The sequence below is a fragment of the Shewanella sp. ECSMB14102 genome, assembly GCF_000813075.1.
GTDB lineage: Bacteria > Pseudomonadota > Gammaproteobacteria > Enterobacterales > Shewanellaceae > Shewanella > Shewanella indica.
Genome location: NZ_JWGX01000040.1, coordinates 12,298 through 37,681 on the forward strand (window position 1 = coordinate 12,298; position 25,384 = coordinate 37,681).

Genomic DNA, 25,384 nt, shown 5'->3' on the forward strand with positions numbered 1-25,384 from the left:
TAATATCAATCCATTAAGAAAATCTAATGGAGCACCCTATGTTAAAACCCACACTGACCGCCTTGCTGGCCTTTGCGCTGGTGAATCAAGCCGTGGCAGAGCCAACAGCGGCAGACTTCAACACCGAAGCGGCCGCGCTGGCCAAGCGTTTTGCCCAAACACTCAAGCCGCAACTGCAACAAGCCCTGGCCGAAGGTGGCCCGGTGGCGGCTATCGAAGTTTGTTCCCATAAGGCGCCGGAAATCGCCCGCCAACTCTCTGCCGAGAGCGGTTGGCAGGTAAAACGTGTCAGCTTGAAACCCCGTAATCCGGCAGCCGAGCCAGAAGCCTGGCAGCGACAGGTATTGTTGTCATTCGATCAGCGGGCCGCAGCCGGTGAAGATCCGCAAACCTTGAGCCATGTTGCCCAGACCGAGTCACAGCTGCGTTTTATGAAGGCCCAGGGCGTAGCGCCGCTTTGCCTCACCTGTCACGGCAGCCAACTGGCGCCCGAGGTCAAAACCGCATTGGATGAGCACTACCCGGATGACAGCGCCAGAGGTTATCAGCTTGGGCAGATCCGCGGCGCCATCAGCATAGTGGCTCCGCGTTTGTCAGCGCAAAACTGAACTGCTCCAACCCCAGTTGTCGCCCCTTGCCATCATACCTGGCTTCGTAAAAGTTCAGTTTCCCTTCGCGGGAGATGAATATCAGGCTGGTGGCCCGGGTGCCGTATTCCGGGTGGCGAATATAAATGGATGACAGACGTCGCTCCCATTCCAGGCTGACTCCTGTGTTTGGCAGGCTGATGTCCGGCGCTGGAGTCTCATCACGCATTATTGCCAGCAGCCTATCTATATCCGGCTTGGCCGATTGGCTAATCAACCGCTCCAACGCCTGCTCGCCGCGGGCCATCTTGGGCCAGATTTCATCCAAGGCGCCATTGCTGATGGCGTGAAAACCCCTGTTCAAGCACCGCAATGACTTATCCGGGCTGTGATAACACCAAAGGCGCTTGCCCTGGCCGAAAACCAGATTGAAAGGATTGTAGTTGTCGCTGTGGTCACTGAGCCATTGCGGCTCTATTGGGGTTTGGCTATTGAGCGCCTTGAGCACCAGTTCCCCGCGGCTGCGCATACCATCCGGCTGAGAGATTGACTGACGGATATTGGTGAGGCCGGCCACCATTCCCAAACGATTACAGCCAAGCCAGGTCCCACCTGCCTGCAGATCCTTACCCGCCAGCAGTTGCTGCTGTGGCGGCCAAAAATGTGCCGGGGCTGTGGGCCTGTGATGAAACTCATCGCGGTTGGCGCAGAGGATCAGCGGATAATCCGGATGCTGATCCAGCGCCAGAAACAGAATGCACATGGGCTGTCCTTATGCCGGGTCTAAATGCGGGCTTATCCCACAAGTTAGCCAACAAAGGCGCCAATTGACAGGGTTAAATCAGTGAGAGCCTTTGTCTTGATGCTCGTGGCCATTATGGTGAGCATGTCTGTGTGAATCATGGCTGCTCGAACCATGACTATGTGAGCCATGGCTGTGTGAACCATGGCTGTGTGAACCATGGCTATGTGAACCATGGTTGTGGCCTGAGTCGTTGTGCTGCCCCGAGCCGTGGTCATGGCTATGGCCTTTGACCAGCCACATACCCCGTAAAAACTTACGTGGCCCCTGACGCAGTATGCTACTGGAGTAAAGCAGACACAGCAACGTCAGTGCCGGGTAGCTTATCTCTTTCGGTAGATCGCCCAGCTCACGCCACTGTGGTTGCCACCAGGCAATGCCGCTAAGCAGAATGGATAACAGCAACAACATACCGAGCCGTTGACTCCAGTTCATCAACTTGAGTTGTGACAGGTTAAGCACAGGTGCGGCTATCAGGGTCAAGGCTACTGCCAAGGGGCTCCAGCCGCTGTAGGCCAGTGACATCGCCAGCACGGCGGCGCCCAGATTACAGAAACGCAGCGGCAGAAACAGCAAGGCCAGCACCAGCACTTGTGCCACCGGATGCGACAGTGGCACTGACGGATGACCTATCAGATTGGCGAGGATCAAACTGAGCAAGATCCAGGGCGCGCTTCTATCCACCAGATGAGTGAAGCCAAAATGCCAGGCGGACTGCGGCACTTTGGGGTGGGGATCGGTCAATTCAATGCGGGCATAACTCAAAAACAGTCCCAGTGCGGCGAGTGCGAGGGTCTGCAGCAGGGCAAACTGCCAGCCCAGCAGCACCAAGGTCAGCAACAAGGCTTCAGGGCCGGCGAGACGTTGAACCCAGCGTCCCGGCAGCGAAGCTTGAGTAGGAGACAAACCTGCGGCAAAACGTATGCTGGCAAAGGCGTAGGCCGCCAGCAATACCGGAGCCAGTAACAGCAACCAGTGCAGCAGTTGATCTGTGCTGTGGTCATGGTGAGCGTGTTGGTGGCCGCCGGAATCCATCATCAGCAGCAATGCCAACAGGCCTATCCCCAGCAGGCTGCCTATGCCGGCCTGATATTCATATTTGCTGCTTGGGGTCTGCTGCCCATGGCCGTGGGGCTGATGCAGCACCACATGCAAAATAGAGCCTGTGACAAAGGCTTGCAGGTACACGGTATTATCCAGGCTCAGATGGCTGAGCAGCTGCTCGCCGGCGAAGTAGCCCACAGATGTCAGCGCCATCATGGCCAGCAACACCAGACTGGCCCAACGGGTACCTACCTGGGGTTTGAGCAACCACCAAATCGCCAGGCCCACGGGTAGCCTGTGCATGATCACCCCAAGCGCCAGCAGGCTGGAGTTGCCTTCCTGTTGTGCCAGCACCATGGCGCCGCCATCTGTGATGGTGTGCAACAACAAGCCGCCGATCCCCAGCGTGAGGGTCAGGTTATGGGTGATCTCTGAGTAGCGATGAAACAACTTCTCACTGGCACTGGGTCCCCAAAGGCCGAGGATCACGAAGATGATCGCCAGTATGCCGCCATGCTCCAGCAGTTCCGGTAGGATATGGATCAATACCAGGCCGCCAAGAGAAACAAAAATAAAGCCGTCCAAGCCCTTCTGCAAACCGCTGCCTGAAGAGAAATAGCGGTAAAACAGCGGGCCCAGGAGCAGGGCGATAAAACTGGCGACAAGATAGAGCATGTATTTCACGGCTGAAGTTTAGAGAACGCCATAGTATACCAGTAGCCGGGCAAATGAGCAGTGCCGTTACCTGGAATTTACCTTGAAGGATTTTCCCCCCGAGACCACAGATAAAAGTCCACAGCCGGTGACTAAAAAGTTATACAATAGTCGACTCTATGTTGTTGTATTGGTGAATGGATATTTATGGATACTCTGTCGGCTGCCGTAATGCTGTTTCTTATTATGGATCCCTTGGGCAACTTGCCTATCTTTGCCTCTATATTGCGTCATATCGAGCCCAAGAAACGCCGTCGAGTGTTGATCCGTGAGCTTATTTTTGCCTTGTTGATCATGCTGTTATTTCTATATGCCGGTGAAGCCATCCTGAGTTTCCTCAACCTCAAGTCAGAATCGGTCAGCATTGCCGGCGGCATTATTCTGTTCCTGATAGCCATCAGGATGATCTTCCCCCAACCCGGTGGGGTGGTGGGCCTGGCTGCCGGTGAAGAGCCCTTCATTGTGCCGATGGCGATTCCGCTGATGGCCGGTCCTTCGATTTTGGCGGCACTGATACTGCTGGCCCATACGGATAGCAGCCGTATGGGCGACTGGACCATAGCTCTGGTGGCGGCCTGGGGCGCCAGCGTGGTTATCTTGATGTTTTATAAGTTATTTACCCGGGTGTTGGGCGACAAGGGGCTCACGGCGGTCGAGCGTCTGATGGGCATGGTGCTGGTGATGATCTCGGTGCAGATGTTCCTCGATGGTGTCTCCCGATATTTGAATCCCTGAGTTGTTAATCCTTTTGTTGAGTCGAGGTAAAAGTGCTTAGTTGTGCCCTGATCTGTGCTTTGAGTCTGACCGCCGGAGATTATGACAATCTCTTGCCCTATCAAGGCACGCCGCAGCAAGCGCTGGAGCGGGACGCCGCCGGGAATCTGAAGATCCCCGCTGTGTACATGGATATGGGGGCTTGGCATGGATATCACCTACCGGATAATCCTGCATTTTATGGCAGCTTCACCGGCCCCTTGATCATCGCCCAGGAATACAGCCTGCATCTGGCGCCCAGCTTGCAGCACCTCAGCGTATTGGAGTTGAGCACAGGGCTGGCTAAGAATTTTGCCGAAGCGGAGAGACGCCTGTTCAGTCGCCCGGATGGCCTGTATCAGGAATATCGCTGGCAAGATCTCAGCCTCAGCACCAGGCTCTATTTTGCCGATGAGCGCAGCTCACTGATTGAGACTGTGCTGGAAAATACTGGCTCCCGAGCCGGTCAGTGGCAATTGCAGTGGCAGGGAGAGCCCTTCGACAAGGCGGTAGGCAAGCCCTGGATTGCCGACAGACAATTTGCGACCAATCAACTGGAGTGGCAGTTTCGGCCACTGAGAAAAACCTGGTCGCTGCTGCTCGATGATGCCAAATTCCGCTTAAGCTTTCGTGAACCCACCTTTCTGGAAGAGCGTGGCACTCGGGGCTACCGAGCCAGTTCTGAAGTGCTGAACCTGGCTCCCTCAGAGCGGCGCAGTTTTCTCAGTGCCCAGCAGTATTTTCACACCGCAGCAGAGGCAAAGCCGCTGCAGTGGCCGAAGTTATTGCAGAGCGCCGAGCGCAACCATAGTCGCTGGGGTTGGCGTCTGGCCAAGTTGGCCGATGGTGACTTGGGGCAAAAGCGCATGGCGGCCAGAGCCATCAGCACCCTGGCACATAACTGGCGCAGCCCGGCAGGTGCCCTGCGTCACCACGGGATAACGCCTTCGGTCACCTATCAATGGTTCAATGGTATCTGGGCCTGGGATAGCTGGAAACAGGCGGTAGCCTTGGCGCGTGTCGAGCCCTGGCTTGCCAAGTCCAATGTGCGGGCGATGTTTGACTATCAATTTGATGAGCAAGATCCCGTCAGACCTCAGGATGCCGGCAGCATGCCGGATGCGGTGTTTTACAACCAAGATGCGGCCCGCGGCGGTGACGGCGGCAACTGGAATGAGCGGAATGGCAAACCGCCACTGGCAGCCTGGGCCGTATGGGAGATCTACCTTCAGGACGGAGATAAGGCATTTGTCGCCGAGCTCTACCCAAGACTGATGGCCCTGCATGCCTGGTGGTATCGCAACCGGGATCATGACGGCAATGGTTTGGCAGAATATGGCGCCAATCTGCATCCGTTGCACGGTGAGCCCGGGGCACTTAATCGTGATGCCATCATTCAGGCGGCTGCCTGGGAGTCCGGGATGGACAATGCGCCCAGATTCGATGCCGATAACAGCCTGCAGGTACTGGAAAACCGCGACGCTAAGGGGCGTTTACTCGGCTACTCTCTCAATCAGGAGAGTGTCGATCTCAATGCATTTCTCTATGCCGATAAGCAATATCTGGCACAAATGGCCAGTCTGCTGGGACGGGAAGCCGAGGCGATGCAACTGCGGCAACAGGCCCAGCGGTTGGGACAAGCGATTCGGCAGGCCTTTTACGACCCTGCCAGCGGTTTCTTCTACGATGTACGTTTCGATGCCGAGGGCAAGCGGCGATTGCTCCGCGGCAATAAGGGCACTGAAGGTTGGATCCCGTTGTGGGCCAGTGTCGCTTCGCCTGAGCAGGCAGATGCGGTGGTAAAGCAACAACTTAGGCCAGAAGTCTTCGGTACCCAGGTGCCGTTTCCGAGCGTGAGCCGCGACAGCCCGGAGTTTGCTCCCGACAGATACTGGCGCGGGCCGGTATGGCTGGATCAGGCCTTCTTTGCCATTAAGGGGTTGCAGCATTACGGTTACCGGCAGCAGGCAAGTGCAATGTCGCGGCGCTTGCTGGAGGCCATCGCCGCCGATAGCCGGGATCTGCCGATACGGGAAAACTACCATCCACTCAGCGGTGAAGGACTGCATGGCACCAACTTCAGCTGGTCGGCCTCGGTCTTATTGTTGCTTTATAGCGAAGGTTTGTTGTCTGAGGCTGAATAATCGCTGAATGAGGCGAATTGGCCGCGATTTTCTGCTGTGCAATCTTAACAGCCGCTGTTAATCTTCTGTACCATCTCTGTTAACAACAAGGTGTTGCCTGTGCGACTGCCCTCAACTCTTGCTATCTGCTTGTTTCTGGGTGCCTGTCAGGCAGGGAACGATGGCGAAATCGATGCCATTGCGGATAAAAACCGCGCGGTTAAACCTTTGTTGCCCTGTGGCAGTGGGGCACCTGTGGTAAATCGGGCTAAAATTAAAGCCAGTCTAATCGAGCGCAACATCATCACTCAGCAAATGAGTGAACAAGAGGCCGAAGCTAAGGTCTCTGAGTATATTCAGCAGCGCAATCAGAAGTTTGAAAACTGTATCAAGGAGCCAAAGTCATGAGTTTGAAGTCGGTATTGGCCCTGGGGGCTGCTTGTCTCTTTGGTATATCCAATGCGCTGGCCGCCACGGCTCCGGCGGATCCCGGAGTGATCAACAAAGAGCAGATCCTCTACTGGCTGGAGAAACGCGGTGAACTCGATGCCGAGGCCTCAGAAGAGGAGCGGCAACAAGCGCTGGCAGCCTACATCGCCAAATCTACCGGAGCGGGCAGCAAGGCCGCACAAGTGCTTAAGGCCAGAGAACAACAACTGCTGCAACAGGCGCGAAGCAACAGCCTGCGTCAAAGCAAGTTAATGCGGGCACAGTCGCGGGTAGCCGATACCGATGTGACCAAGCGGGTCAAGGTGTTGGCCGTGCTGGTGGATTTTCCCGATTTGCCCTATAACAACAATCGCCTGAGTCCCGGCGATACCGAAATGTATTACGCCAACTACTCGGTAGCCCATTACCGTGGTTTGTTGTTTTCCGAGGCAGGTTTCCCAGGACCTCAGGGGCAAACTCTGCCCTCTGCCTATCAATATTATCAAGCGGTTTCCGGCCAGAGCTTTTTCTTCAGCGGCGATGTGAAAGGCTGGTTTAGAGCCAGCCAAAATGCCGCCTACTATGGTGCCAACGACCCAAATAACAACAATGACGACACTGCCGCCACTGAATTGGTGGAAGAAGCGGTCGCGGCTGCAGTAGCCAGCATGAGCGCCGCTGAGTTGGCGCAGTATGATATTGAAGATCCTTATGATATCGACGCTGACGGCAACCTGGATGAAGCCGATGGGATTTTGGATCATGTGATGATCTTCCATTCCAGCATAGGCGAAGAGGCCGGTGGCGGTATGCTCGGCGATGATGCCATCTGGTCACACAGATTCTTTGTGCCCTCGGCGCCCGGTCAATATGGTCAGGCTATTCCCGGCAGTAATATGCGTCTGTTCGGTTACACCATTCAGCCGCTGGATGCCGGAACAGGTGTTTGTACCCATGAATTTGGTCACGATCTCGGTTTACCGGATGAGTATGACACCAGTGCCGAAGCCAGCGATGGCTCGCCTGTAGGTCTCTGGTCTCTGATGTCCGGCGGCAGCTGGGCAGGTTCTCCAAGAGGCTCCCAGCCCAGTGGTTTCAGCCCCTACGCCCGCTCATTTCTACAGGACAGATACAAGGGCCGCTGGGTCAGCGAACAAACCCTGGATTATCAAGCACTGGATAGCAACGGCACTCAAGTGTCGCTTGAGCATGCCAATAGCAATGGCGTAAACCAGCTGGCCATCAAGCTGCCGTCCGACTCCATCGCCTTTACTCAGGCCTATCAGGGGCAATACCAGTACTATTCGAATCAGGGCGATCAGCTCAACAACGCCATGTCGTTCGAGCTGCAACTGCCCATGAGTACCAAGCTAACACTGAAGATGAAGGCCCATTGGCAGATAGAGCAGGACTATGACTATGTGCAACTGCTGGTGGATGGGGTGCCATTGGCTGGAAGCCATACCAAGAGCAGTAACAGTATCAACAATGCCGCCAATATTATCAGTGGTGACTCGGCGGCCTTATCCGGTGGTGAAGGGGAACAAGGCTGGCAGGAATTGAATTTCGACCTTAGCGCATACGCCGGAATGAGCAAGCAAATAAGCCTGGTGTATCGTACCGATGAAGCGGTCGGTGGCTATGGCTTTGCCGTCGATGACTTACGTCTCGAGAGTGATGGCAAGCTTATCTACAGCGATAATGCCGAAACAGCTCTCAAGACTGTGGTACTTTCCGGCTTTGTCCGCACCGACGATACCCGCCCGGGAGCGACACGGCGTTACCTGCTGCAACTGCGTAACTATCAGGGTGTTGATAGCGGACTGCAACAAGATAGCTATGAACCGGGACTCTTGGTGTGGTATGAAAACTTAGCCTACAGCGACAACAAGGTGGCTGAACATCCGGGATACGGCCTCATTGGGGTGGTGGATGCGGATCAAAACCTGATAGGCAACCGTGATACCGATGTGCAGGTTCGTGATGCCAGCTTCAGTATTTATCCACAGTCGGCGTTTTTCGGTGACCCCCATCTTGGCAACAATAGCCTGTTTGATGACAGCGACGACTACAGCGCGCCGCTTAAGCCTCAGGCCGGTCTGGTGTTGCCCCAGCTGGGTCTTATGGTGCAGCTTTTGACCCAGGAGCCAGACAGCAGCCAGGCGCTACTGTTGGTGAGTAAACGCAGCGACAGCAGCGGCACAGAACTCAGTGCCAGCATTTCAGCGCAGCAGGAGGGGGGCAATGTCAGTTTCAGCGCTAATCTCAGTGGCGGTACTGCGCCTTACACCTACCTGTGGGATTTTGGGGTCGGCGGCGCCAGCAGTACCCAAGCGACGCCTCAATACAGTTACAGTGAGTCCGGCAACTACACAGTCACACTGACTGTGACAGACGCCAATAATCGGCAAACCGTGACCAGCTTGCAGCTGACAGTTAGCATTCCTCTGTCGGCACTGTTCGATATCAGTGGTACAGGTTTAACCGTGCAGTTCAATAACCTCAGTCGCGGTGGCAACGGTGAACTCAGTTATCAGTGGCACTTTGGTGACGGCCAGAGCAGCATTATCGCTTCTCCCTCACATACCTACAGTGCGGCAGGCAGCTACAGTGTGCGCCTGGTTGTGACCGACTCACAGAATAATCAGAGCAGCAATAGTCGCACTCTGGTGGTCTCCAATCCGGTCGTGCCCAATACGACACAAAGCAGTTCCGGCGGCGGTGGCGGTAGCCTCGGCGGCCTGAGCCTATTGGGGCTGGCGCTGATCGCCTGGCGGCGCAGGCACTGACAGAAATAAGGGACGCTCAAGCGTCCCTTATGTTTTTGGTCGTTCAATAGAGGGATTACAAGCCCGTGCTCAAGGCGTAAGTTGGCCTTGATTGATGGCGGCAACCGCCGCCGGCAGGAAGATTTCACCAACTATCAGTTGCTGCTCCTGAAAGTGAAAATAACGTCTTCGGCCCCATATTGCCTCTGTGGTGGATTGCGACAGTGAATCTGCGAGGGAAGCGACCCGTGAATGGTTATCGAAACTGGCGACTTCTATGGCACCGGGTTCAAAGCCGATATCACCGAATAACAGCTCTCCCAGAGGGCGGGTACCCAATTTACCCAGTCGCTGCTGTTGCTCCAGCAGCTTTGCCGGGATCAGGGTGCGGCCAAAGACCCAGGGAGTGCCATCCAGGCAGAGTAACACCTCTCTGATCCAGATGGCTTTGTGCTCCTTACCCTGCCATTCCTGAGCGGCGGTGGACAGCATGGCTTCACCGAGCAGTTTGACTTCAAAGTGGTTGCAGCAGCTCTTGAGTCTCTTGGTGAGACTACCGGTCGCCAGCAGCCAATCGTGCAATGGCGCTGCGGGAAGTTGTTGTGATTGCTCTGGCGAAAACCACTGAATTGATTCACCATAAGGAAAGCTTAAACTGGTCACACTCATCGGATACCCGGTACAATATTACAACTCGGGAGTCTATCACGCTTGCCCACAAGCAGATAGATCGCAAGGGGCGTCTGCACAAGTTACGGGAGCTTGATACTCAATATGAAACGCGTTTTGACACTGTTGTTTTTTATGCTGGCCGGCATGTTGCAGCCTGTGATGGCGGCCGATGAAAAGCCCGCCGAAGACACCTATGCCTACTATGGCTTTGAACCTGAAATAGTGACCAACTATATCTCCAATCGTAAGAAGCTGGGGTTTGTGCGCATCAGTGTTGAACTGATGGTGAAAGACCCTCAGGACTTGGTAGCCTTGCAACACCATGATCCCCTGCTGCGGGCCGCGATAGTGGAGATTCTCGGTAACCAACCCGAGGACAGGGTCAAGTCGCTTACCGGCAGGGAAGAGATCCGTCGCGAATGTTACGACACAGTCAATCGTTTGCTGGAACAGGAAACCGGTCGGGCGCTGGTAGTGAATCTGCTGTTTACCAAATACCTGTATGACTGAGGTAAAAAAGCGTCGGCTCAACACCTCGAAAGGCAAGGCCAGGACCGAGGTAAAGAAAAAGGTTAATAAAACGCCGCCAAAGACGACGGCCGGCAAAACCTCGGTTAAAACGGGCGGGAAAGCCAAAGACAAGGGCTTGCACCCGCGCAACCTGCACCGCCAGGGCTATGACTTTGCCGCCCTGGCAGCCAGTTACCCAGCGCTCGCGCCTCATCTTATCACCACAGATTATGGACAGGTTTCGATTCCCTTTGCCGAGCCTCAAGCTGTTTTGGCCCTTAATGCCGCCTTATTGCAGCACCATTACCATATCCAGGGTTGGCAATTGCCCGAGGGCTATCTGTGCCCCCCCATTCCCGGGCGAGTGGACTATTTGCACCATATCGCCGATCTGCTGGCAGAAGGCAGTAAAATCCCCCAAGGCCGACGTATTCGCGGCCTGGATATAGGCACAGGAGCCAATGGCATCTACCCCTTGCTGGGCTCAAGTGTCTACGGCTGGCAGTTTGTCGGCGCCGATATTAACCCTGTGGCGCTGGATAATGTCGCCGGCGTTTTACAGCACAATCCCAAGCTGGCCAGCGCCATAGAACTGCGGTTGCAGCCCAAGCCAGAGCAGATATTTCATGGTCTTTTGCAGAGCAGGGAGTGTTTTGATTTCAGCCTCTGTAACCCTCCTTTTCATGCTTCGGCCGCCGATGCCCGCAGTGGCAGCGAACGCAAACAGCGCAATCTGGCGGCAAGTCGCGGCGAGCAACATCAGAGTCAGGAGCCCAAACTCAACTTCGGCGGCTGTCAGGCCGAGCTTTGGTGCGATGGTGGCGAGTTGGGCTTCTTGCTGCGTATGATTCACGAAAGCCGTGAATATGGTGGACAAGTGCTGTGGTATTCTTCTTTGGTGTCCAAGGGTGACAACCTCAACCCCTGCCAGCAGGCGTTAAAGCAACTTGGCGCCAAAGAGGTCAAGATATTGGAGATGCAACAGGGCAATAAACAAACCCGGGTGTTGGCCTGGAGTTTCTTCGATGCTGCCGCCAGATGTCAGTGGTGGAAGTTCAAGGCTTGAGGCCCACCAACGGCAGGCCTCAAATTGGATTGAGAAATCGAGCTACTCCGGACTCCACAGTAACCGGCCGCAATCGGTGAGATCGTAACCACCGAGTAGAGCAGCCATCTGCCGGGTGTGGCTACCGCCGAGCATCTTGAACAGCTGCTGCAACTGGCGGCGGAAGTAGATCCCTTGCGGCATAACAAAGTCGAAAGACTCAGTCACCAAGGGCACAAAGCTCAGGCCACTCTCCATGGCGACAGCCTGACAACCGAAGCCTATATCGGCATCCCCCCGGGCGATATAACCGGCTAACTCCCGCTCACTGAAGGCGGTGAGTACTGAGTTGAGCTGCTCAAGCTTGGCACCCTGTTTCAACAGCCAATGTTCCAGATGTTGCTGGCTGCCGGCACCGCCCTGGCGGGTGACCCAGCGCCAGGAGAGTTGCAACACCTTGCTCTCTTCCTGACACCTGTGGTGCATATCCGGCCGCACTATCAACCCCTGCTGGCGGTTATAGCCGTGAACCATGATCCATTGCTGGTGGTTGGGATACCCCTTCAGCAGCGCCGTATGGCGGATATTACGCTCCTCCAAACTGCCCCAATGCAAGGTACAGACATCGGCGTAGCCCTTGGACAAGAGCTCCAGCCCCAGGCGGGAACCTGTAGCGCTGTAGCTAATAAGTTCTCGACTGCCAACCTGAGCCATCAGCCTGGCCACCTGCATCGATAACAAGGGGTCATCACTGCCGGTGATCAGCAAACGATCGGTCAACATACCACTGTGGCAGGAATCCATGATCCAACGGTCGATTAGTATCTTTGGAAACAGCCACTTACCTGTGATTTTGGTCGCCGGCAGCATACGTTCGTTAGCCATGGCATAGACCTTTTTTTCATTGAGGTCCAGATACTCGGCCACCTGCTTGGCGCTCATATAGACAAGTTCACTGGGCTCCGTCATCACTTCTCCTTGGTATCTTGGGTATCAGCGTGGATTGCTGGCATCAAACTCAATATTATCGGCGCCATTGTACACCAGGAAATGGCGCCCTTTAGCGCGGGCGACCATAGTGATCCCCAGCTTCTGCGCCAATTCCAGACCCATCTGGGTAACACCACTGCGGGACAAAAGCACAGGGATCCCCATCTTGGCGACCTTGATAACCATTTCGGAAGTAAGTCGCCCCGTAGTGTAGAAAATCTTGTTGTCGCCCCTGTCTTGCTCCAGCCACATCTCACCGGCCAGAGTATCGACTGCGTTATGGCGACCGACATCTTCGACAAAGGACTTTATCTTATCCGCTTCACACAGACCACAGCCGTGAACAGCACCGGCATTCTTGTATGTCTGATTGTATTCACTGATGTTTTTCAACAGTGAGTAAAGCATGCTCTGTTTCAGTTTTGGTTGCGGCAGGACTATATCGTCCAATCCTTCCATAAAGCCGCCGAAGACAGTGCCCTGGCCACAGCCTGTGGTGACTGTCTTGTCGGCCAGTTTGGCATCCAGATCCTCAGTCTGCTCCCGGGTGATCACGGCCGCGGAAGCCACATCCCAGTCAACAATCACAGATTCCAGTTGCGATACATCATTGATAAAGCCTTGATTCTTTAGGTAACCCAGTGCCAGGGCCTCGGCTCTTGCGCCCAGGGTCATCAGGGTGACTATTGGTCGCCAGTTGAGGTAAACCGTCAGCGGCCTTTCACAGGCAACAAACTTTTCCTGCAACTGACCATTCTCATCGACCGCAGTTACGGCAATGGTCAAAGGTACCTGGGTATTGGTCTTGATCAATTGGGGTTTGGCACTTGTCATTATCGAACCTTCACAGAGAGCATGGGCCACAGCATAGCAATATTTATACCGTCACAGGATTCAGGCTGCAAAATGCGTGATCCGCAGCAAGCGCCGGCGGCACTCAGGTCATGAATGTCCCAAACCAGATTGCATATTGGACAAAATGTCCTATTTTTAGCCTTAAATAGATGATCAAGTTCAAACTTATTTCTCAAATGGCAACTGGCACTAAAATTGCAAAGACTTAGAGATCTTACTTATGCCCGAAAATAATCCCATCGGGAGGGAGAGTCAGTATGCAACATTCCGAAAGCGTATGGCCCATGTACGTTTCACTGAAAAAAGTGGAGAAACAGGTCGGTCGTTGGACATCCATCAGCTGGGAGCTGGACCAAATCGTGCCCGCTACCCATGAGGCGCCGCCCGGAGCCAAGCTGGTCCTACTGGAGTTGTTTCGTGATGAGCGTGCCAGTTACCGCCTTAACCTGGATATGGACAATCCCATGCTTTACATTGTCTGTGACGAAGATGTAGAGGGCAACTGGATCCCGGCCGCCATCTCCGCCGACCAAAATGTCGCAGCCGGCTGTCTCGAAGGAGATACCCCAGTGCTGAACATGCCGATGCCGGAGGCAATCGCCTGCTGGATTGAAGCCTTCATAACCCGTCACGGTGAAGTGGAAATCACCGCCCACAGACGCAAACATGTTAACCGCCGCAAGGAATTGGCCGAAGACAACATTCGGAGGCACTGATGGCCGAAAAGAGTGGATTCCTGAGCCGCTGGGCGCTACGCAAGCAGCAAGTACAGGAAGGTGAAACCCCTGTCGATGAACCGCTGCAAGAAATTCCTCCTCAAGCGGAAGCCGTTGCAGAGGCAGAGCCGGAAACTCAGACCGCGCTCGACCCCCTTCCAGAAACCGAGACCCAGGAAGAGAAACTGCTGACCGCCGAAGACTTACCCGACCCCAGTGGTATCGAGGTTGGTGGCAGCTTCGCCAGTTTTATGGCCAAGAATGTCGACCCGGCAGTGAAGACCGCCGCGTTGCGCACCCTGTGGAAGCAACCTCACTTCAACGAAATCGACGGCTTGCTCGAGTACGCCCTCGATTACAGCAACCAGCCCAAGCTAAGCGCTGAAGCCTCGGCCGAATTGGCCAAGAAGGTGTTCCGTCACGTGCTGGAAAAAGAGGAACCGGAAGAGGCTGAAGAAGCCCTGGCCGAAGCAGAGACTTCAGCAACCGAGGCAGAGGCCGAAACCCCGCAGTTAGCCGAACAATCTGCGCCACAGTCACCAACGGACAATTTGGACGGAGATGTGACTGCAGAGGCCCAAAATGCCACAGATGCGGAAGCCGAAACTCATAAGCCGGTTGTTTGACGTCAGTTTAACAGCCTTTAATGCCCATAAATTTGGTATGTGAATTGCTGTATTCAGGCTATAGCAAGCTGTAAATCAATAATAAAAGCAGCAAGATAAAGAATACGGCCATCGCCATAAACTGTTCAGGAACGCAAAGTGAACAATAGTGTGAGCAATAACCCCGCCCAGCAAGCGCTGCGGCAGGTGCGTCGTGAGGTCAGCCAGCAGACTCAGATTCTGCAAAACCTGATCCCGCCGACCGTAAGTTACACCACAGAAGGGAATGTCCTTGTGATAGGCCCTGAGGATCTGGCCCGGCTGGCGGCAGATAAACTGTCTGCCATGGCCGGCAGAGTGATCTTGGCCAACGAGCCGATCACCAGCCAAGAAGAGGCCCATCTCGAAGCCGTAATGGCTGCCGCCGAAGATGTCGAGAGCTACTACAACAAGCTGATTGGCATCAAAGGCTTCCTCGGTCAATTCCAGGTGAGTGTCGAACATGACAATGGCGCCGCCGAGCTCAGTGTGGTTGCGCTGCGCAAGCCGCATTTTGACCTGATCCTCGACCTGAGCCGCGAGCCGCAAATTCAGTTGGAAATGCTGCCACCCGGCTATTTCTATGTGGGTCAGGATCCGCAGAAATTAGCCGAAGCCTTGCAGGAATTGCCCCAGATGATCGGCCAGTTTGACAAGCCTCGCTATGTCAAGGTCAACGCCGATCTCTGTGCCCACAATCGCAACGGCAATAATGGTTGTAACCGCTGCCTCAACTTCTGTCCGGCCGATGCTATCAAGAGCGTGGCCAAGCAGATTGAGATAGACCCCTATCTGTGCCACGGCGCCGGCAGCTGTACCAATGCCTGTCCAACCGGGGCCATTGCCTACGACCAGCCAACCCCTCAGGCGCTGCATTCATACCTGAATAAGTTGATTTCCCGCTTCCGCGAACAGGCACAAACCGCGCCTGTAGTGCTGTTCCACGACATGGGACAGGGCGGCGCCTTGATCAATGACGAGTTGCCGGGCGAGGTTCTACCTGTGGCACTGGAAGAAGTCACTGTGGCCAGCATGGATCACTGGATGGCTTCTCTGGCTTGGGGAGCGCGCCAGGTGTTGATCCTCAACACCAGCGCTACGGCCCCTACCCTGACCCAGATGCTCAAGGGCGAACTGGGATTGGCCAATGCCATTTTGGATGAGATGGGACAGCCTCAAAGGATTCGGGTTATCGACGAAGCCGAGCTTGCCAATCTCTGGCCTATACTGGATGTAAGTCTGGACTGGCCCGTGATAGTACCTGCTGTGCTCTCTGAGGGTAACAAGCGCACCCAGCTGTACGCTGCTATCGACCATCTCAATGAGCAAGCAGCCAATGTTGATACTCAACTGACCATGGGCAATATCCCCTATGGCCTGGTGAATATCAATGCCGACAAGTGCACCTTGTGTATGTCCTGTGTCGCGACCTGCCCTACCCAGGCGCTGACCGACGGTGGCGACACTCCGGCACTGTATTTTGTCGAGCAGGATTGTGTGCAGTGTGGCCTATGTGAGGCTGCCTGCCCGGAGAAGGTGATCAGCCTGACTCCTCAGGTCAATCTGGATAAGGCTGCACGGCAGCAGCGCCGGATCCTGAAAGAAGAAGCTCCGTTCGAATGTATTCGTTGTGGAGCGCCGTTCGCGACCCAGTCTATGGTGCACCGGATGCTGGATATGGTCGGAAGCCACAGCGCTTTCAGCGCCAACATAGAGCGCTTAAAGATGTGTGGTGATTGCCGGGTGAAGGATATGTTTGAAGACATACTCCAGGATCCGGAAAAGCAACTGAGATAAGAGATCCGCTATGACCGAAACAGTAAGAGAAGTATCAGAAAACGATCAGCTTAGAGCAGATATCTATCAGCTGCTGGCGGCGCTGTTAAGGCGCCACCCCAGCCCGGAATTGCTGAGTTTTCTTGGCGACCTCGAAGTCGACGCCAATGACGACAGTGAGATGACCAAGGCCTGGTTGGCGCTCAAGTTGGCGGCCGTACAATTCGACAGTAACCAGCTGGAAGATGAGTATTTCAACATCTTCCTCGGCGTAGGCTCAGGGGAAATCCTGCCCTACGGTAGCTGGTTTATGACAGGTTCGCTGATGGACAAGCCCTTGGCTCTGCTGCGTCAGGACCTGATGCAACTGGGCTTCGAACGCGAAGAAAATGTCAAGGAACCGGAAGATCATGTCGCCGCTCTGTGCGAGGTAATGGGCATACTGCTGCTGGAAGCTCCGGCCCACCAGCAACTGGCCTTCTACCGCCGCCATATCGGCAGCTGGATCATACGTTTCTTCGATACCTTGTCCCGTTGTCCCTCCGCCGCGTTTTACGCCGTGGTGGCACAACTCGGCCGGGCCTTCTTTGAAACCGAAATCAATGAGTTTGAACAGCTGGTGCTGAGCACGCCTGTGGTGGAAACCCCGGCGGTACAGATCCAGCCCAAGGCCAGTGAGCTGGCCTAAGAATTTGCCCGTGGCAACACGGGCTAAAGCATGCGGGGGAGTTTCCCCCGTCTACCTTCAACACGAGGAGACACTATGAAGAAGCAAGCTTCCGACATGGGTCGTCGTCAACTGCTCAAGGCATTGGCGATCGGCAGTGCGGCAGGCGCGGTTGCGACTGTCAGTGGTCAAGCCTTGGCGGCTAAGCCTGAAGCACCAGAAGTGCCAAAGGGTGAGGGCTACCGTGAGACTGACCATGTGCGCAATTATTACGCCTCACTGCGTAACAAATAACGATAAGGAGAGTATGTGATGCGATTAACCCGCAAAACAGACCAGGCCGCGGTGGCTGCAAAGCCCGCTCTGGGTCTGAATCGTCGTCAGTTCCTTAAGTCTGCCGGTTTGGCTACCGGTGGGATTGCCGCAGCATCTATGCTGGGCGCAGGAATGATGCGTAAAGCCGAAGCCAAAGATGTTCCTCATGATGCCCCTACCGAAGTGAAGCGTACTATCTGCTCTCACTGCTCAGTGGGTTGCGGCATTTACGCCGAAGTTCAAAACGGTGTTTGGACCGGGCAGGAGCCTGCCGTGGACCATCCATTCAACCGCGGTGGTCACTGTGCCAAGGGCGCGTCACTGCGTGAGCACGGCCATGGTGAGAAACGTCTCAAGTATCCAATGAAACTTGAAGGCGGCAAGTGGAAGCGTCTCAGCTGGGAGCAGGCTATCAACGAAGTCGGCGACAAGATGCTGAAGATCCGCGAAGAATCCGGCCCTGACTCTGTATACTTCATGGGTAGTGCCAAGTTCTCCAACGAACAGTCTTACCTGTATCGCAAACTCGCAGCCATGTGGGGCACCAACAACGTCGACCACTCGGCGCGTATTTGTCACTCTACCACTGTAGCCGGTGTGGCCAACACCTGGGGCTATGGTGCGCAAACCAACTCCTTCAACGATATGCACAATGCCAAGTGCATGCTGTTTATCGGCTCCAACCCCAGTGAAGCTCACCCAGTGGCGATGCAACACATTCTGGTAGGTAAAGAGCGCGGTGCCAAAGTCATAGTGGTTGATCCACGTTTCACCCGTACTGCAGCCAAGTCTGACGAGTACGTGCATATCCGTCCCGGTACCGACATTCCTTTCATCTACGGTCTGCTGTGGCATATCTTCGAAAACGGCTGGGAAGATCAGAGCTTTATCGATCAGCGTGTTTACGGCATGGAACGTATCCGCGAAGAGGTGAAGAAGTACAACCCTGCCGAGGTTGAGCATGTTGCCGGTGTCGGTGAAGCCCAGATGCGCCGCGTCGCCAAGATGATGGCCGAACACAAGCCCGGCACTATCGTTTGGTGTATGGGTGGTACTCAGCACCACGTGGGGAACGCCAATACCCGTGCTTACTGTATCCTGCAGTTGGCCCTGGGTAACATGGGTGTTTCCGGTGGCGGCACCAACATCTTCCGTGGTCACGACAACGTACAGGGTGCTACTGACTTTGGTCTGCTGTTCGATAACCTGCCTGGTTACTATGGTCTGACTACCGGCGCCTGGGCGCACTGGTGCAATGTGTGGGATCTGGATCCTGCCTGGGTCAACAGCCGTTTCGACCAAGGTGAGTATCTGGGCCAGAAGCCACAGACTTCAGCCGGTATTCCTTGTTCCCGCTGGCACGACGGTGTGCTGGAAGACAAGAACAAGATTGCCCAGAAAGACAATATCCGTCTGGCCTTCTTCTGGGGTCAGTCTGTCAACACCGAAACCCGTGGCCGCGAGGTGCGTGAAGCACTGAACAAGATGGACACTGTGGTCGTCGTTGACCCATTCCCAACCATGGCCGGTGTTATGCACCAGCGTAAAGATGGCGTTTACCTGCTGCCTGCCGCGACTCAGTTTGAAACCTATGGTTCTGTGTCAGCTTCCAACCGTTCACTGCAGTGGCGTTCTCAGGTCATCGACCCTCTGTTCGAATCGCTGCCTGACCATGTGATCATGTACAAGCTGGCCAAGAAGTGGGGCGTTGAGAAAGAGTTCTGTAAGCACATCAAGGTCAACGGTGAAGAGCCGCTGGTTGAAGATGTCACCCGCGAGTTCAACCGCGGTATGTGGACCATAGGTTACACAGGTCAGAGCCCTGAGCGTCTGAAGATGCACCAGGAAAACTGGGGTACCTTCGACTTCGATACCCTCGAAGCACCCGGCGGCCCAGCCAAGGGTGAAACTTATGGTCTGCCATGGCCATGTTGGGGCACACCTGAGATGAAGCATCCAGGTACTCAAATCCTCTATCGTACTGACCGTGAAGTCCGCTACGGCGGTGGTAACTTCCGTGCCCGTTACGGTGTTGAGCACAATGGCAACAACATACTTGCCGAAGGTTCCTTCTCCAAAGGCAGTGAGATTCAGGACGGTTACCCTGAGTTCACCGACAAGATGCTCAAGCAGCTGGGTTGGTGGGATGACCTGACCGAAGAAGAGAAGAAACACGCCGAAGGCAAAAACTGGAAAACCGATATTTCCGGTGGCATTCAGCGTGTGGCCATAGCTCACGGCTGTATCCCTTATGGTAACGCCAAGGCCCGTTGTATCGTATGGAACTTCCCGGACGACATTCCGTTGCACCGTGAACCTCTATACACGCCTCGTCGTGACCTGGTCGCCAAGTACCCCACCTACGAAGACCGTATGGTGGCGCGTCTGCCGACCCTGTACAAGTCAATTCAGGACAAGGACTTCTCCAAAGACTTCCCGCTGGCACTGACCTCTGGTCGTCTGGTGGAATATGAAGGCGGTGGTGAAGAAACCCGTTCCAACCCTTGGTTGGCCGAGTTGCAGCAAGAGATGTTTATCGAAATCAGCCCAGGAGATGCTGCCGACCGCGGTCTACGCGATGGCGACGATGTTTGGGTACACAGCCCTGAAGGCGCCAAGATCAAGGTTAAGGCCATGGTAACACCAAGGGTGATCAACGGTGAATGCTTCATGCCGTACCACTTCGCCGGTATCTTCGAAGGCGAGAGCCTGGTGAAGAACTATCCGGAAGGTACAGTACCTTACGTTCAAGGTGAATCGGCTAACACGGTTCTGACTTACGGCTATGATGTGGTGACACAGATGCAGGAAACCAAATCCAGCCTGTGTCAGATCACCAAAGCCTAACCGTACTTGATGAGGAGATAAGCCATTATGGCAGTCATGAAATTCTTATGTGACACCAAGCGCTGCATCGAGTGTAACGGTTGCGTCACAGCCTGTAAAAACGAAAACGACTCCGCGCTCGAGTGGGGTATCCAGCGTCGCCGCGTGGTGACCATCAATGATGGTCAGCCCGGTGAAGCGTCCATTTCAGTTGCCTGTATGCATTGTACCGACGCGCCTTGTATGGCCGTTTGTCCTGCAGACTGCTTCTACCGCACTGACGATGGCATAGTGCTGCACAACAAAGATACCTGTATCGGTTGTGGCTACTGCTTCTATGCCTGTCCTTTCGGGGCGCCTCAGTTCCCGAAAAAGACCGCCTTCGGCAGTCGCGGCAAGATGGATAAATGTACATTCTGTGCCGGTGGCCCAGAGGAAAACTTCTCTGAAGCCGAGCGCAAGAAGTACGGTGCCAACCGTATCGCCGAAGGTAAGCTGCCTATGTGTGCCGAGCTTTGCTCCACCAAGGCGCTGCTGGCCGGTGACGCGGAAGTGGTATCCAATATCTATCGTGAGCGGATGGCCGCCCGGGGTAACCCTGATGTAATTTGGGGCTACAATCCCAAGACCGGTGAGATCAACTGAGACAGAGCGAGGGTGGGCTAAGGCCCACCCTGACGAGGAGTGACTATGTTAATCAAATCACTGCGCAGTCTGTTCGCTCTGCTGGTATTGGTTGCCGGGCTGGGGTTTGCTTCCACAGCCATGGCCGCCGATGAACAGTCGAGCCAGCAACAGGCGCAAACCAGTGAGGCCGATCTTTGGCGCGCGGTAAAATCCGGTGAATCCGGCTATACCACAGCCAAAGGTGTTGAAACCGGCGTACTGATCAACGTGGCCGGCAATCAGGGCAAGGAACTGCGCAATCAGTACCTGACACCCGTTATGGCGATAGCCGTAGTCGGCGTGTTTGGGGCGTTCGTGCTCTTTTACCTGGTGAATGGCCCATCTAAGCTGCATCACGGCTTTTCCGGTAAGTTGGTGTTCCGCTGGAGTAAGGCTGACCTGATCATCCACTGGGTAGTGGCGATCAGTTGTCTTATCCTGATCTTCACCGGGCTCAACATCATGTTGGGCAAGCATGTACTGCAACCCTATGTCAGTGGCGATATTTGGGCGGCACTGATCTATGGCTCCAAGACGATCCACGATTGGGTCGGGCCACTGTTTATCGTCTCTTGGGCGGTATTGGTGGTGAAATGGATGCCGGATCAGCTGTTCAAGAGCTATGACCTCAAGTGGTTCATGCTGGTGGGAGGCTACATCAACTTCGGCCCCTTCAAGGGTAAGCACCCGGATTCGGGTTTTGCCAACGCCGGTGAGAAGATGTGGTTCTGGACCCTGGCCATTTTCGGCCTGTTTATCAGTATTTCCGGCATCATGATGGTGTTGCCTAACCTGGATTTGCCCCGCGAAGCCTCAATGGCGGCGCTGTTGGTGCATGGTATCAGTGCAATTCTGATCATCGCCTTCACCATAGTGCATATCTGGATGGCGACCGTACTGTCTGAGGGCGGTATGGAGTGCATGAAGTCAGGTTATTGTGATGAAAACTGGGCGATGCAGCACCACAATGTCTGGTACGACGAAATCAAGGCCAACGGTACGCTCAAATATCGCGAAAATTGAGTCCCCTGAGCTGATTTAAGACTGCAAACACCCCGGCCTGCCGGGGTGTTTTTTTATGATCCGTTTTTTAACATCATTTACTTCAGAATCCACACTCTCCTGATACTTTCGCTATTTTCCTTTTATTGAAAGTTTGAAGCAGTTAACGCTTTAAACAGCCGCTCCCATGGGGCTTACATTCAAACTGTCCCAGATCAAAACCCATACTCTTGCAAAGCCTTATATTGCCCATGCTTAAAGAAGGACTCCATTCATATATAACGGATTTTTTACCTTTTTTGTACATAAGCGCAGCTTGAGTTGTTAATAGGCTGGAGTGCACAAAAAAGTGTCGAGTCACCCGCAGCGCGGGGGAAAATTATCAGGAGCGAAAATGAAAGACCAGAAGCCAGATCTGAACCGCAGATCCCTGCTGAAGGCTATCACCATAGGCAGTGCCGCGGGTGCCGCGATTGCTGCAACAGGGGTGAATGCCGCTCAGGCCAGTGAGCCTGTTGAAGCGAAGTCCGCGACAAAGGGCTATCACGAAACAGCGCATATCCGCAGCTATTACAACAGCCTGCGTAGCTAATCCAGGAGATCTCAAGCGATGAAGTTAACTCGCACATCCAATGTCGCCCCTAAGGCCGACAAACCCAAACTGGGGATCAGCCGTCGTCAGTTTATGAAAAATGCCGGTATTACTGCCGGTGGTATCGCTGCCGCCTCTATGCTGGGTACCGGCATGATACGTCGCGCCGAAGCCAAAGATGTACCTCATGATGCGCCTATAGAAGTAAAACGCACCATTTGTAGTGCCTGTGCCGTAGGTTGCGGTCTGTATGCCGAAGTACAAAACGGTGTTTGGACTGGTCAGGAGCCTGCCTTCGATCACCCATTCAACGCCGGTGGTCACTGTGCCAAAGGTGCTGCACTGCGCGAGCACGGTCATGGTGAGAAACGTCTCAAGTACCCAATGAAGCTTGAAGGCGGTAAGTGGAAGCGTATCAGCTGGGATCAGGCCATCAACGAAGTTGGTGACAAGATGCTGAAGATCCGCCAGGAATCAGGCCCTGATTCTGTTTACTTTATGGGTAGTGCCAAGTTCTCCAACGAAGGCTGCTACATGTATCGTAAGCTGGCTGCCATGTGGGGTACCAACAACGTCGACCACTCAGCCCGTATTTGTCACTCTACCACTGTAGCCGGTGTGGCCAACACCTGGGGCTATGGTGCGCAAACCAACTCTTTCAACGACATTCAGAATGCCCGCGCCATCTTCTTCATTGGTGCCAACCCTGCTGAAGCACACCCTGTTTCCATGCAGCACATTCTGATCGCCAAAGAGAAGAACAATGCCAAGTTGATCGTGGTTGATCCACGCTTCTCCCGCACCGCAGCTCATGCCGACCTGCATTGCTCTATCCGTCCGGGTACCGACATTCCATTTATCTACGGTATGTTGTGGCATATCTTCGAAAACGGCTGGGAAGACAAGACCTTCATCAAAGAACGTGTGTTCGAGATGGAAACCATCCGTGCAGAAGCCAAGAAGTTCCCACCTAAAGAAGTGGCCAACATCACTGGCTGTAGCGAAGAGTACCTGTACCAAGCCGCCAAGATGATGGCCGATAACCGTCCAGGCACTGTGGTTTGGTGTATGGGTGGTACCCAGCACCACGTAGGTAATGCCAACACCCGTGCTTACTGTATCCTGCAGCTGGCTCTGGGTAACATGGGTGTTTCCGGTGGTGGTACCAACATCTTCCGTGGTCACGATAACGTACAGGGCGCTACCGACCTGGGTCTGCTGTTCGATAACCTGCCTGGTTACTACGGCCTGACCACTGCGGCATGGCAACACTGGACCCACGTATGGGATCTGGATATGGAGTGGATGAAGAGCCGCTTCGACCAGGGGACTTACCTGGGCCGCGAACCTATGACGACTCCGGGTATTCCTTGCTCCCGTTGGCACGACGGTGTGCTGGAAGACAAGCAAAAGCTGGCACAGAAAGACAACGTACGCCTGGCCTTCTTCTGGGGTCAGTCAGTCAACACTGAAACCCGTCAGCGCGACGTGCGTGATGCACTGGACAAGATGGATACAGTCGTTGTTGTTGACCCATTCCCAACTATGGCCGGTGTTATGCACCGTCGTAAGGATGGCGTCTACCTGCTGCCTGCCGCGACTCAGTTTGAGACCCGTGGTTCCATCTCCAACTCAGGCCGTTCTATCCAATGGCGTGAACAGGTTATCGAGCCGTTGTTTGAGTCCAAGACAGATATTGAAATCATGTATCGTCTGGCACAGAAACTGGGCTTCGCCGAGCAGTACACCAAGCGTATCAAGAAAGAAAATGGTTTGCCTCTGATCGAAGACATCACCCGCGAAATCAACCGCGGTATGTGGACTATCGGTATGTCCGGCCAGAGCCCTGAGCGTATTAAGGCTCACACCATGAACTGGGGCACTTTCTCCAACAAGACTCTGGAAGCCGAAGGTGGCCCATGCAAGGGCGAAACTTATGGTCTGCCTTGGCCATGTTGGGGTACACCTGAGATGAAGCACCCAGGTACCCAGATCCTCTATAACACAAGCAAGCACGTCAAAGACGGCGGCGGTAACTTCCGTGCCCGTTACGGTGTGGAATATCAAGGCAAGAACCTGCTGGCCGAAGGCTCCTTCTCCAAAGGTGCTGAAATCCAGGACGGCTATCCTGAATTCTCCGACAAGCTGCTCAAGCAATTGGGCTGGTGGGACGAGCTGACTGCCGAAGAGAAAGCCGAAGCCGAAGGCAAGAACTGGAAGACCGACCTTTCCGGCGGTATTGTCCGGGTTGCCATCAAGCACGGTTGTATCCCATACGGTAACGCCAAGGCCCGTTGTATTGTGTGGACCTTCCCTGATCAGGTGCCAGTACACCGCGAGCCGCTGTACACAGCCCGTCGCGATCTGGTAGCCAAGTATCCAACTTATGACGACATGCAAGTACATCGTCTACCGACTCTGTACAAGTCTATCCAGGAGAAAGATGTCAGTGGCAAGTACCCACTGGTACTGACTTCCGGTCGTCTGGTGGAATACGAGGGTGGTGGTGAAGAATCACGTGCCAACCCATGGCTGGCAGAGCTACAGCAGGAGATGTTCGTTGAGATCAACCCTGGTGACGCTGCCGACCGCGGTATCCGTGACGGTGAGAAGGTATGGCTGGAAGGCGCCGAAGGCGGCCGGATACTGGTTCAGGCCATGGTGACCCCAAGGGTTAAACCTGGTGTGACCTGGATGCCTTACCACTTTGCCGGGATCATGCACGGCGAGAGCCTGGAGCCCAACTATCCGGAAGGCACAGTGCCTTACGTATTGGGCGAATCCTGTAACACTGCGCTGACCTATGGTTATGACCCAGTGACTCAGATGCAGGAAACCAAGGCGTCGCTTTGTCAGATCGTCAAAGCATAAGTGCAGCTTAAGCGAGG

22 protein-coding genes are annotated in these 25,384 nt (G+C 54.6%); 17 read left to right on the forward strand and 5 right to left on the reverse strand.

Going from position 1 to position 25,384, the window contains the following annotated elements:
• Nucleotides 1-38 precede the first annotated feature (38 nt).
• On the forward strand, nt 39-608 hold the full coding sequence (locus RC73_RS13465) for a Tll0287-like domain-containing protein (protein ID WP_039035132.1): 570 nt from the start codon (nt 39-41) through the stop codon (nt 606-608).
• On the opposite strand, the gene RC73_RS13470 is transcribed toward RC73_RS13465, so the two are convergent.
• Together RC73_RS13470 and RC73_RS13475 are read right to left on the reverse strand one after the other, a co-directional pair.
• Nucleotides 571-1,350 (reverse strand): NRDE family protein, encoded by a 780-nt coding sequence (locus RC73_RS13470; protein ID WP_039035133.1) that lies wholly within the window; start codon nt 1,348-1,350, stop codon nt 571-573. The two genes, RC73_RS13465 and RC73_RS13470, sit on opposite strands and share 38 nt — an antisense overlap.
• Before the next feature lie 78 nt (nt 1,351-1,428).
• Nucleotides 1,429-3,108, reverse strand: a complete 1,680-nt coding sequence (locus RC73_RS13475; protein WP_039035134.1) for a hypothetical protein — start codon at nt 3,106-3,108, stop codon at nt 1,429-1,431.
• 186 nt (nt 3,109-3,294) lie between these two features.
• Between RC73_RS13475 and RC73_RS13480 the strand changes: the two genes are divergently transcribed.
• From RC73_RS13480 to RC73_RS13495, 4 genes are all read left to right on the forward strand, one after another.
• A complete protein-coding gene (locus RC73_RS13480) occupies nt 3,295-3,882 on the forward strand; it encodes a YhgN family NAAT transporter (protein WP_039035135.1) in 588 nt (195 codons plus the stop codon).
• 32 nt (nt 3,883-3,914) lie between these two features.
• Nucleotides 3,915-6,044, forward strand: a complete 2,130-nt coding sequence (locus RC73_RS13485; RefSeq protein WP_039035136.1) for an MGH1-like glycoside hydrolase domain-containing protein — start codon at nt 3,915-3,917, stop codon at nt 6,042-6,044.
• A gap of 99 nt (nt 6,045-6,143) precedes the next feature.
• On the forward strand, nt 6,144-6,431 hold the full coding sequence (locus tag RC73_RS13490; protein WP_039035137.1) for a hypothetical protein: 288 nt from the start codon (nt 6,144-6,146) through the stop codon (nt 6,429-6,431).
• A complete protein-coding gene (locus RC73_RS13495) occupies nt 6,428-9,241 on the forward strand; it encodes an immune inhibitor A domain-containing protein (protein WP_039035138.1) in 2,814 nt (937 codons plus the stop codon). The genes RC73_RS13490 and RC73_RS13495 overlap by 4 nt, the downstream gene beginning before the upstream one ends.
• Before the next feature lie 69 nt (nt 9,242-9,310).
• Here the strand turns inward: RC73_RS13495 and RC73_RS13500 are convergent, their stop codons facing one another.
• Nucleotides 9,311-9,889 carry a chorismate--pyruvate lyase family protein gene (locus RC73_RS13500; protein WP_039035139.1) on the reverse strand — a complete coding sequence of 193 codons (579 nt, stop codon included), beginning with the start codon at nt 9,887-9,889 and terminating at the stop codon, nt 9,311-9,313.
• A 105-nt stretch (nt 9,890-9,994) separates the two neighbouring features.
• On the opposite strand from RC73_RS13500, the gene RC73_RS13505 reads away from it, so the two are divergent.
• Nucleotides 9,995-10,402, forward strand: coding sequence for a flagellar basal body-associated protein FliL (locus tag RC73_RS13505; RefSeq protein ID WP_025010605.1), 408 nt, complete (start codon nt 9,995-9,997; stop codon nt 10,400-10,402).
• Nucleotides 10,395-11,468 carry a 23S rRNA (adenine(1618)-N(6))-methyltransferase RlmF gene (rlmF, locus tag RC73_RS13510; RefSeq protein ID WP_039035140.1) on the forward strand — a complete coding sequence of 358 codons (1,074 nt, stop codon included), beginning with the start codon at nt 10,395-10,397 and terminating at the stop codon, nt 11,466-11,468. Before RC73_RS13505 ends, rlmF begins: the two co-directional genes overlap by 8 nt.
• Before the next feature lie 42 nt (nt 11,469-11,510).
• On the opposite strand, the gene RC73_RS13515 is transcribed toward rlmF, so the two are convergent.
• Both RC73_RS13515 and RC73_RS13520 read right to left on the reverse strand, forming a co-directional pair.
• On the reverse strand, nt 11,511-12,416 hold the full coding sequence (locus tag RC73_RS13515) for a helix-turn-helix transcriptional regulator (protein WP_039035141.1): 906 nt from the start codon (nt 12,414-12,416) through the stop codon (nt 11,511-11,513).
• Between the two features lie 24 nt (nt 12,417-12,440).
• Complete coding sequence (locus RC73_RS13520; protein ID WP_039035142.1) at nt 12,441-13,271, reverse strand: formate dehydrogenase accessory sulfurtransferase FdhD; 831 nt, start codon at nt 13,269-13,271, stop codon at nt 12,441-12,443.
• 278 nt (nt 13,272-13,549) lie between these two features.
• Between RC73_RS13520 and RC73_RS13525 the strand changes: the two genes are divergently transcribed.
• The 10 genes from RC73_RS13525 (at nt 13,550) to RC73_RS13570 (ending at nt 25,367) form a co-directional block, all read left to right on the forward strand.
• Nucleotides 13,550-14,008, forward strand: coding sequence for a DUF3305 domain-containing protein (locus RC73_RS13525; RefSeq protein ID WP_025010609.1), 459 nt, complete (start codon nt 13,550-13,552; stop codon nt 14,006-14,008).
• Entirely contained in the window at nt 14,008-14,634 is a 627-nt protein-coding gene (locus RC73_RS13530; RefSeq protein WP_039035143.1) for a DUF3306 domain-containing protein, read from the forward strand. Before RC73_RS13525 ends, RC73_RS13530 begins: the two co-directional genes overlap by 1 nt.
• Before the next feature lie 150 nt (nt 14,635-14,784).
• Nucleotides 14,785-16,449 (forward strand): 4Fe-4S binding protein, encoded by a 1,665-nt coding sequence (locus RC73_RS13535; RefSeq protein WP_039035191.1) that lies wholly within the window; start codon nt 14,785-14,787, stop codon nt 16,447-16,449.
• Nucleotides 16,450-16,459: 10 nt separating this feature from the next.
• Complete coding sequence (locus tag RC73_RS13540; protein ID WP_039035144.1) at nt 16,460-17,116, forward strand: TorD/DmsD family molecular chaperone; 657 nt, start codon at nt 16,460-16,462, stop codon at nt 17,114-17,116.
• Nucleotides 17,117-17,191: 75 nt separating this feature from the next.
• A complete protein-coding gene (locus RC73_RS13545) occupies nt 17,192-17,389 on the forward strand; it encodes a twin-arginine translocation signal domain-containing protein (protein WP_025010612.1) in 198 nt (65 codons plus the stop codon).
• An 18-nt stretch (nt 17,390-17,407) separates the two neighbouring features.
• Nucleotides 17,408-20,257, forward strand: coding sequence for a molybdopterin-dependent oxidoreductase (locus tag RC73_RS13550; RefSeq protein ID WP_039035145.1), 2,850 nt, complete (start codon nt 17,408-17,410; stop codon nt 20,255-20,257).
• Nucleotides 20,258-20,284: 27 nt separating this feature from the next.
• On the forward strand, nt 20,285-20,881 hold the full coding sequence (gene fdh3B, locus RC73_RS13555) for a formate dehydrogenase FDH3 subunit beta (protein ID WP_039035146.1): 597 nt from the start codon (nt 20,285-20,287) through the stop codon (nt 20,879-20,881).
• A gap of 45 nt (nt 20,882-20,926) precedes the next feature.
• The gene (locus tag RC73_RS13560) at nt 20,927-21,925 is read left to right on the forward strand and encodes a formate dehydrogenase subunit gamma (RefSeq protein ID WP_039035147.1); all 999 of its coding nucleotides are present in this window, start codon (nt 20,927-20,929) and stop codon (nt 21,923-21,925) included.
• Nucleotides 21,926-22,298: 373 nt separating this feature from the next.
• Nucleotides 22,299-22,496 (forward strand): twin-arginine translocation signal domain-containing protein, encoded by a 198-nt coding sequence (locus tag RC73_RS13565; protein ID WP_039035148.1) that lies wholly within the window; start codon nt 22,299-22,301, stop codon nt 22,494-22,496.
• A gap of 18 nt (nt 22,497-22,514) precedes the next feature.
• The gene (locus RC73_RS13570; RefSeq protein ID WP_039035149.1) at nt 22,515-25,367 is read left to right on the forward strand and encodes a molybdopterin-dependent oxidoreductase; all 2,853 of its coding nucleotides are present in this window, start codon (nt 22,515-22,517) and stop codon (nt 25,365-25,367) included.
• Nucleotides 25,368-25,384 lie beyond the last annotated feature (17 nt).

Coding starts and splice junctions, on each gene's coding strand:
- RC73_RS13465 (WP_039035132.1), top strand. CDS start 39: ATGTTAAAACCCACACTGACCGCCTTGCTGGCCTTTGCGCTGGTGAAT.
- RC73_RS13470 (WP_039035133.1), bottom strand. CDS start 1,350: ATGTGCATTCTGTTTCTGGCGCTGGATCAGCATCCGGATTATCCGCTG.
- RC73_RS13475 (WP_039035134.1), bottom strand. CDS start 3,108: ATGCTCTATCTTGTCGCCAGTTTTATCGCCCTGCTCCTGGGCCCGCTG.
- RC73_RS13480 (WP_039035135.1), top strand. CDS start 3,295: ATGGATACTCTGTCGGCTGCCGTAATGCTGTTTCTTATTATGGATCCC.
- RC73_RS13495 (WP_039035138.1), top strand. CDS start 6,428: ATGAGTTTGAAGTCGGTATTGGCCCTGGGGGCTGCTTGTCTCTTTGGT.
- RC73_RS13500 (WP_039035139.1), bottom strand. CDS start 9,889: ATGAGTGTGACCAGTTTAAGCTTTCCTTATGGTGAATCAATTCAGTGG.
- RC73_RS13505 (WP_025010605.1), top strand. CDS start 9,995: ATGAAACGCGTTTTGACACTGTTGTTTTTTATGCTGGCCGGCATGTTG.
- rlmF (WP_039035140.1), top strand. CDS start 10,395: ATGACTGAGGTAAAAAAGCGTCGGCTCAACACCTCGAAAGGCAAGGCC.
- RC73_RS13515 (WP_039035141.1), bottom strand. CDS start 12,416: ATGACGGAGCCCAGTGAACTTGTCTATATGAGCGCCAAGCAGGTGGCC.
- RC73_RS13520 (WP_039035142.1), bottom strand. CDS start 13,271: ATGACAAGTGCCAAACCCCAATTGATCAAGACCAATACCCAGGTACCT.
- RC73_RS13525 (WP_025010609.1), top strand. CDS start 13,550: ATGCAACATTCCGAAAGCGTATGGCCCATGTACGTTTCACTGAAAAAA.
- RC73_RS13530 (WP_039035143.1), top strand. CDS start 14,008: ATGGCCGAAAAGAGTGGATTCCTGAGCCGCTGGGCGCTACGCAAGCAG.
- RC73_RS13540 (WP_039035144.1), top strand. CDS start 16,460: ATGACCGAAACAGTAAGAGAAGTATCAGAAAACGATCAGCTTAGAGCA.
- RC73_RS13545 (WP_025010612.1), top strand. CDS start 17,192: ATGAAGAAGCAAGCTTCCGACATGGGTCGTCGTCAACTGCTCAAGGCA.
- RC73_RS13550 (WP_039035145.1), top strand. CDS start 17,408: ATGCGATTAACCCGCAAAACAGACCAGGCCGCGGTGGCTGCAAAGCCC.
- fdh3B (WP_039035146.1), top strand. CDS start 20,285: ATGGCAGTCATGAAATTCTTATGTGACACCAAGCGCTGCATCGAGTGT.
- RC73_RS13560 (WP_039035147.1), top strand. CDS start 20,927: ATGTTAATCAAATCACTGCGCAGTCTGTTCGCTCTGCTGGTATTGGTT.
- RC73_RS13565 (WP_039035148.1), top strand. CDS start 22,299: ATGAAAGACCAGAAGCCAGATCTGAACCGCAGATCCCTGCTGAAGGCT.
- RC73_RS13570 (WP_039035149.1), top strand. CDS start 22,515: ATGAAGTTAACTCGCACATCCAATGTCGCCCCTAAGGCCGACAAACCC.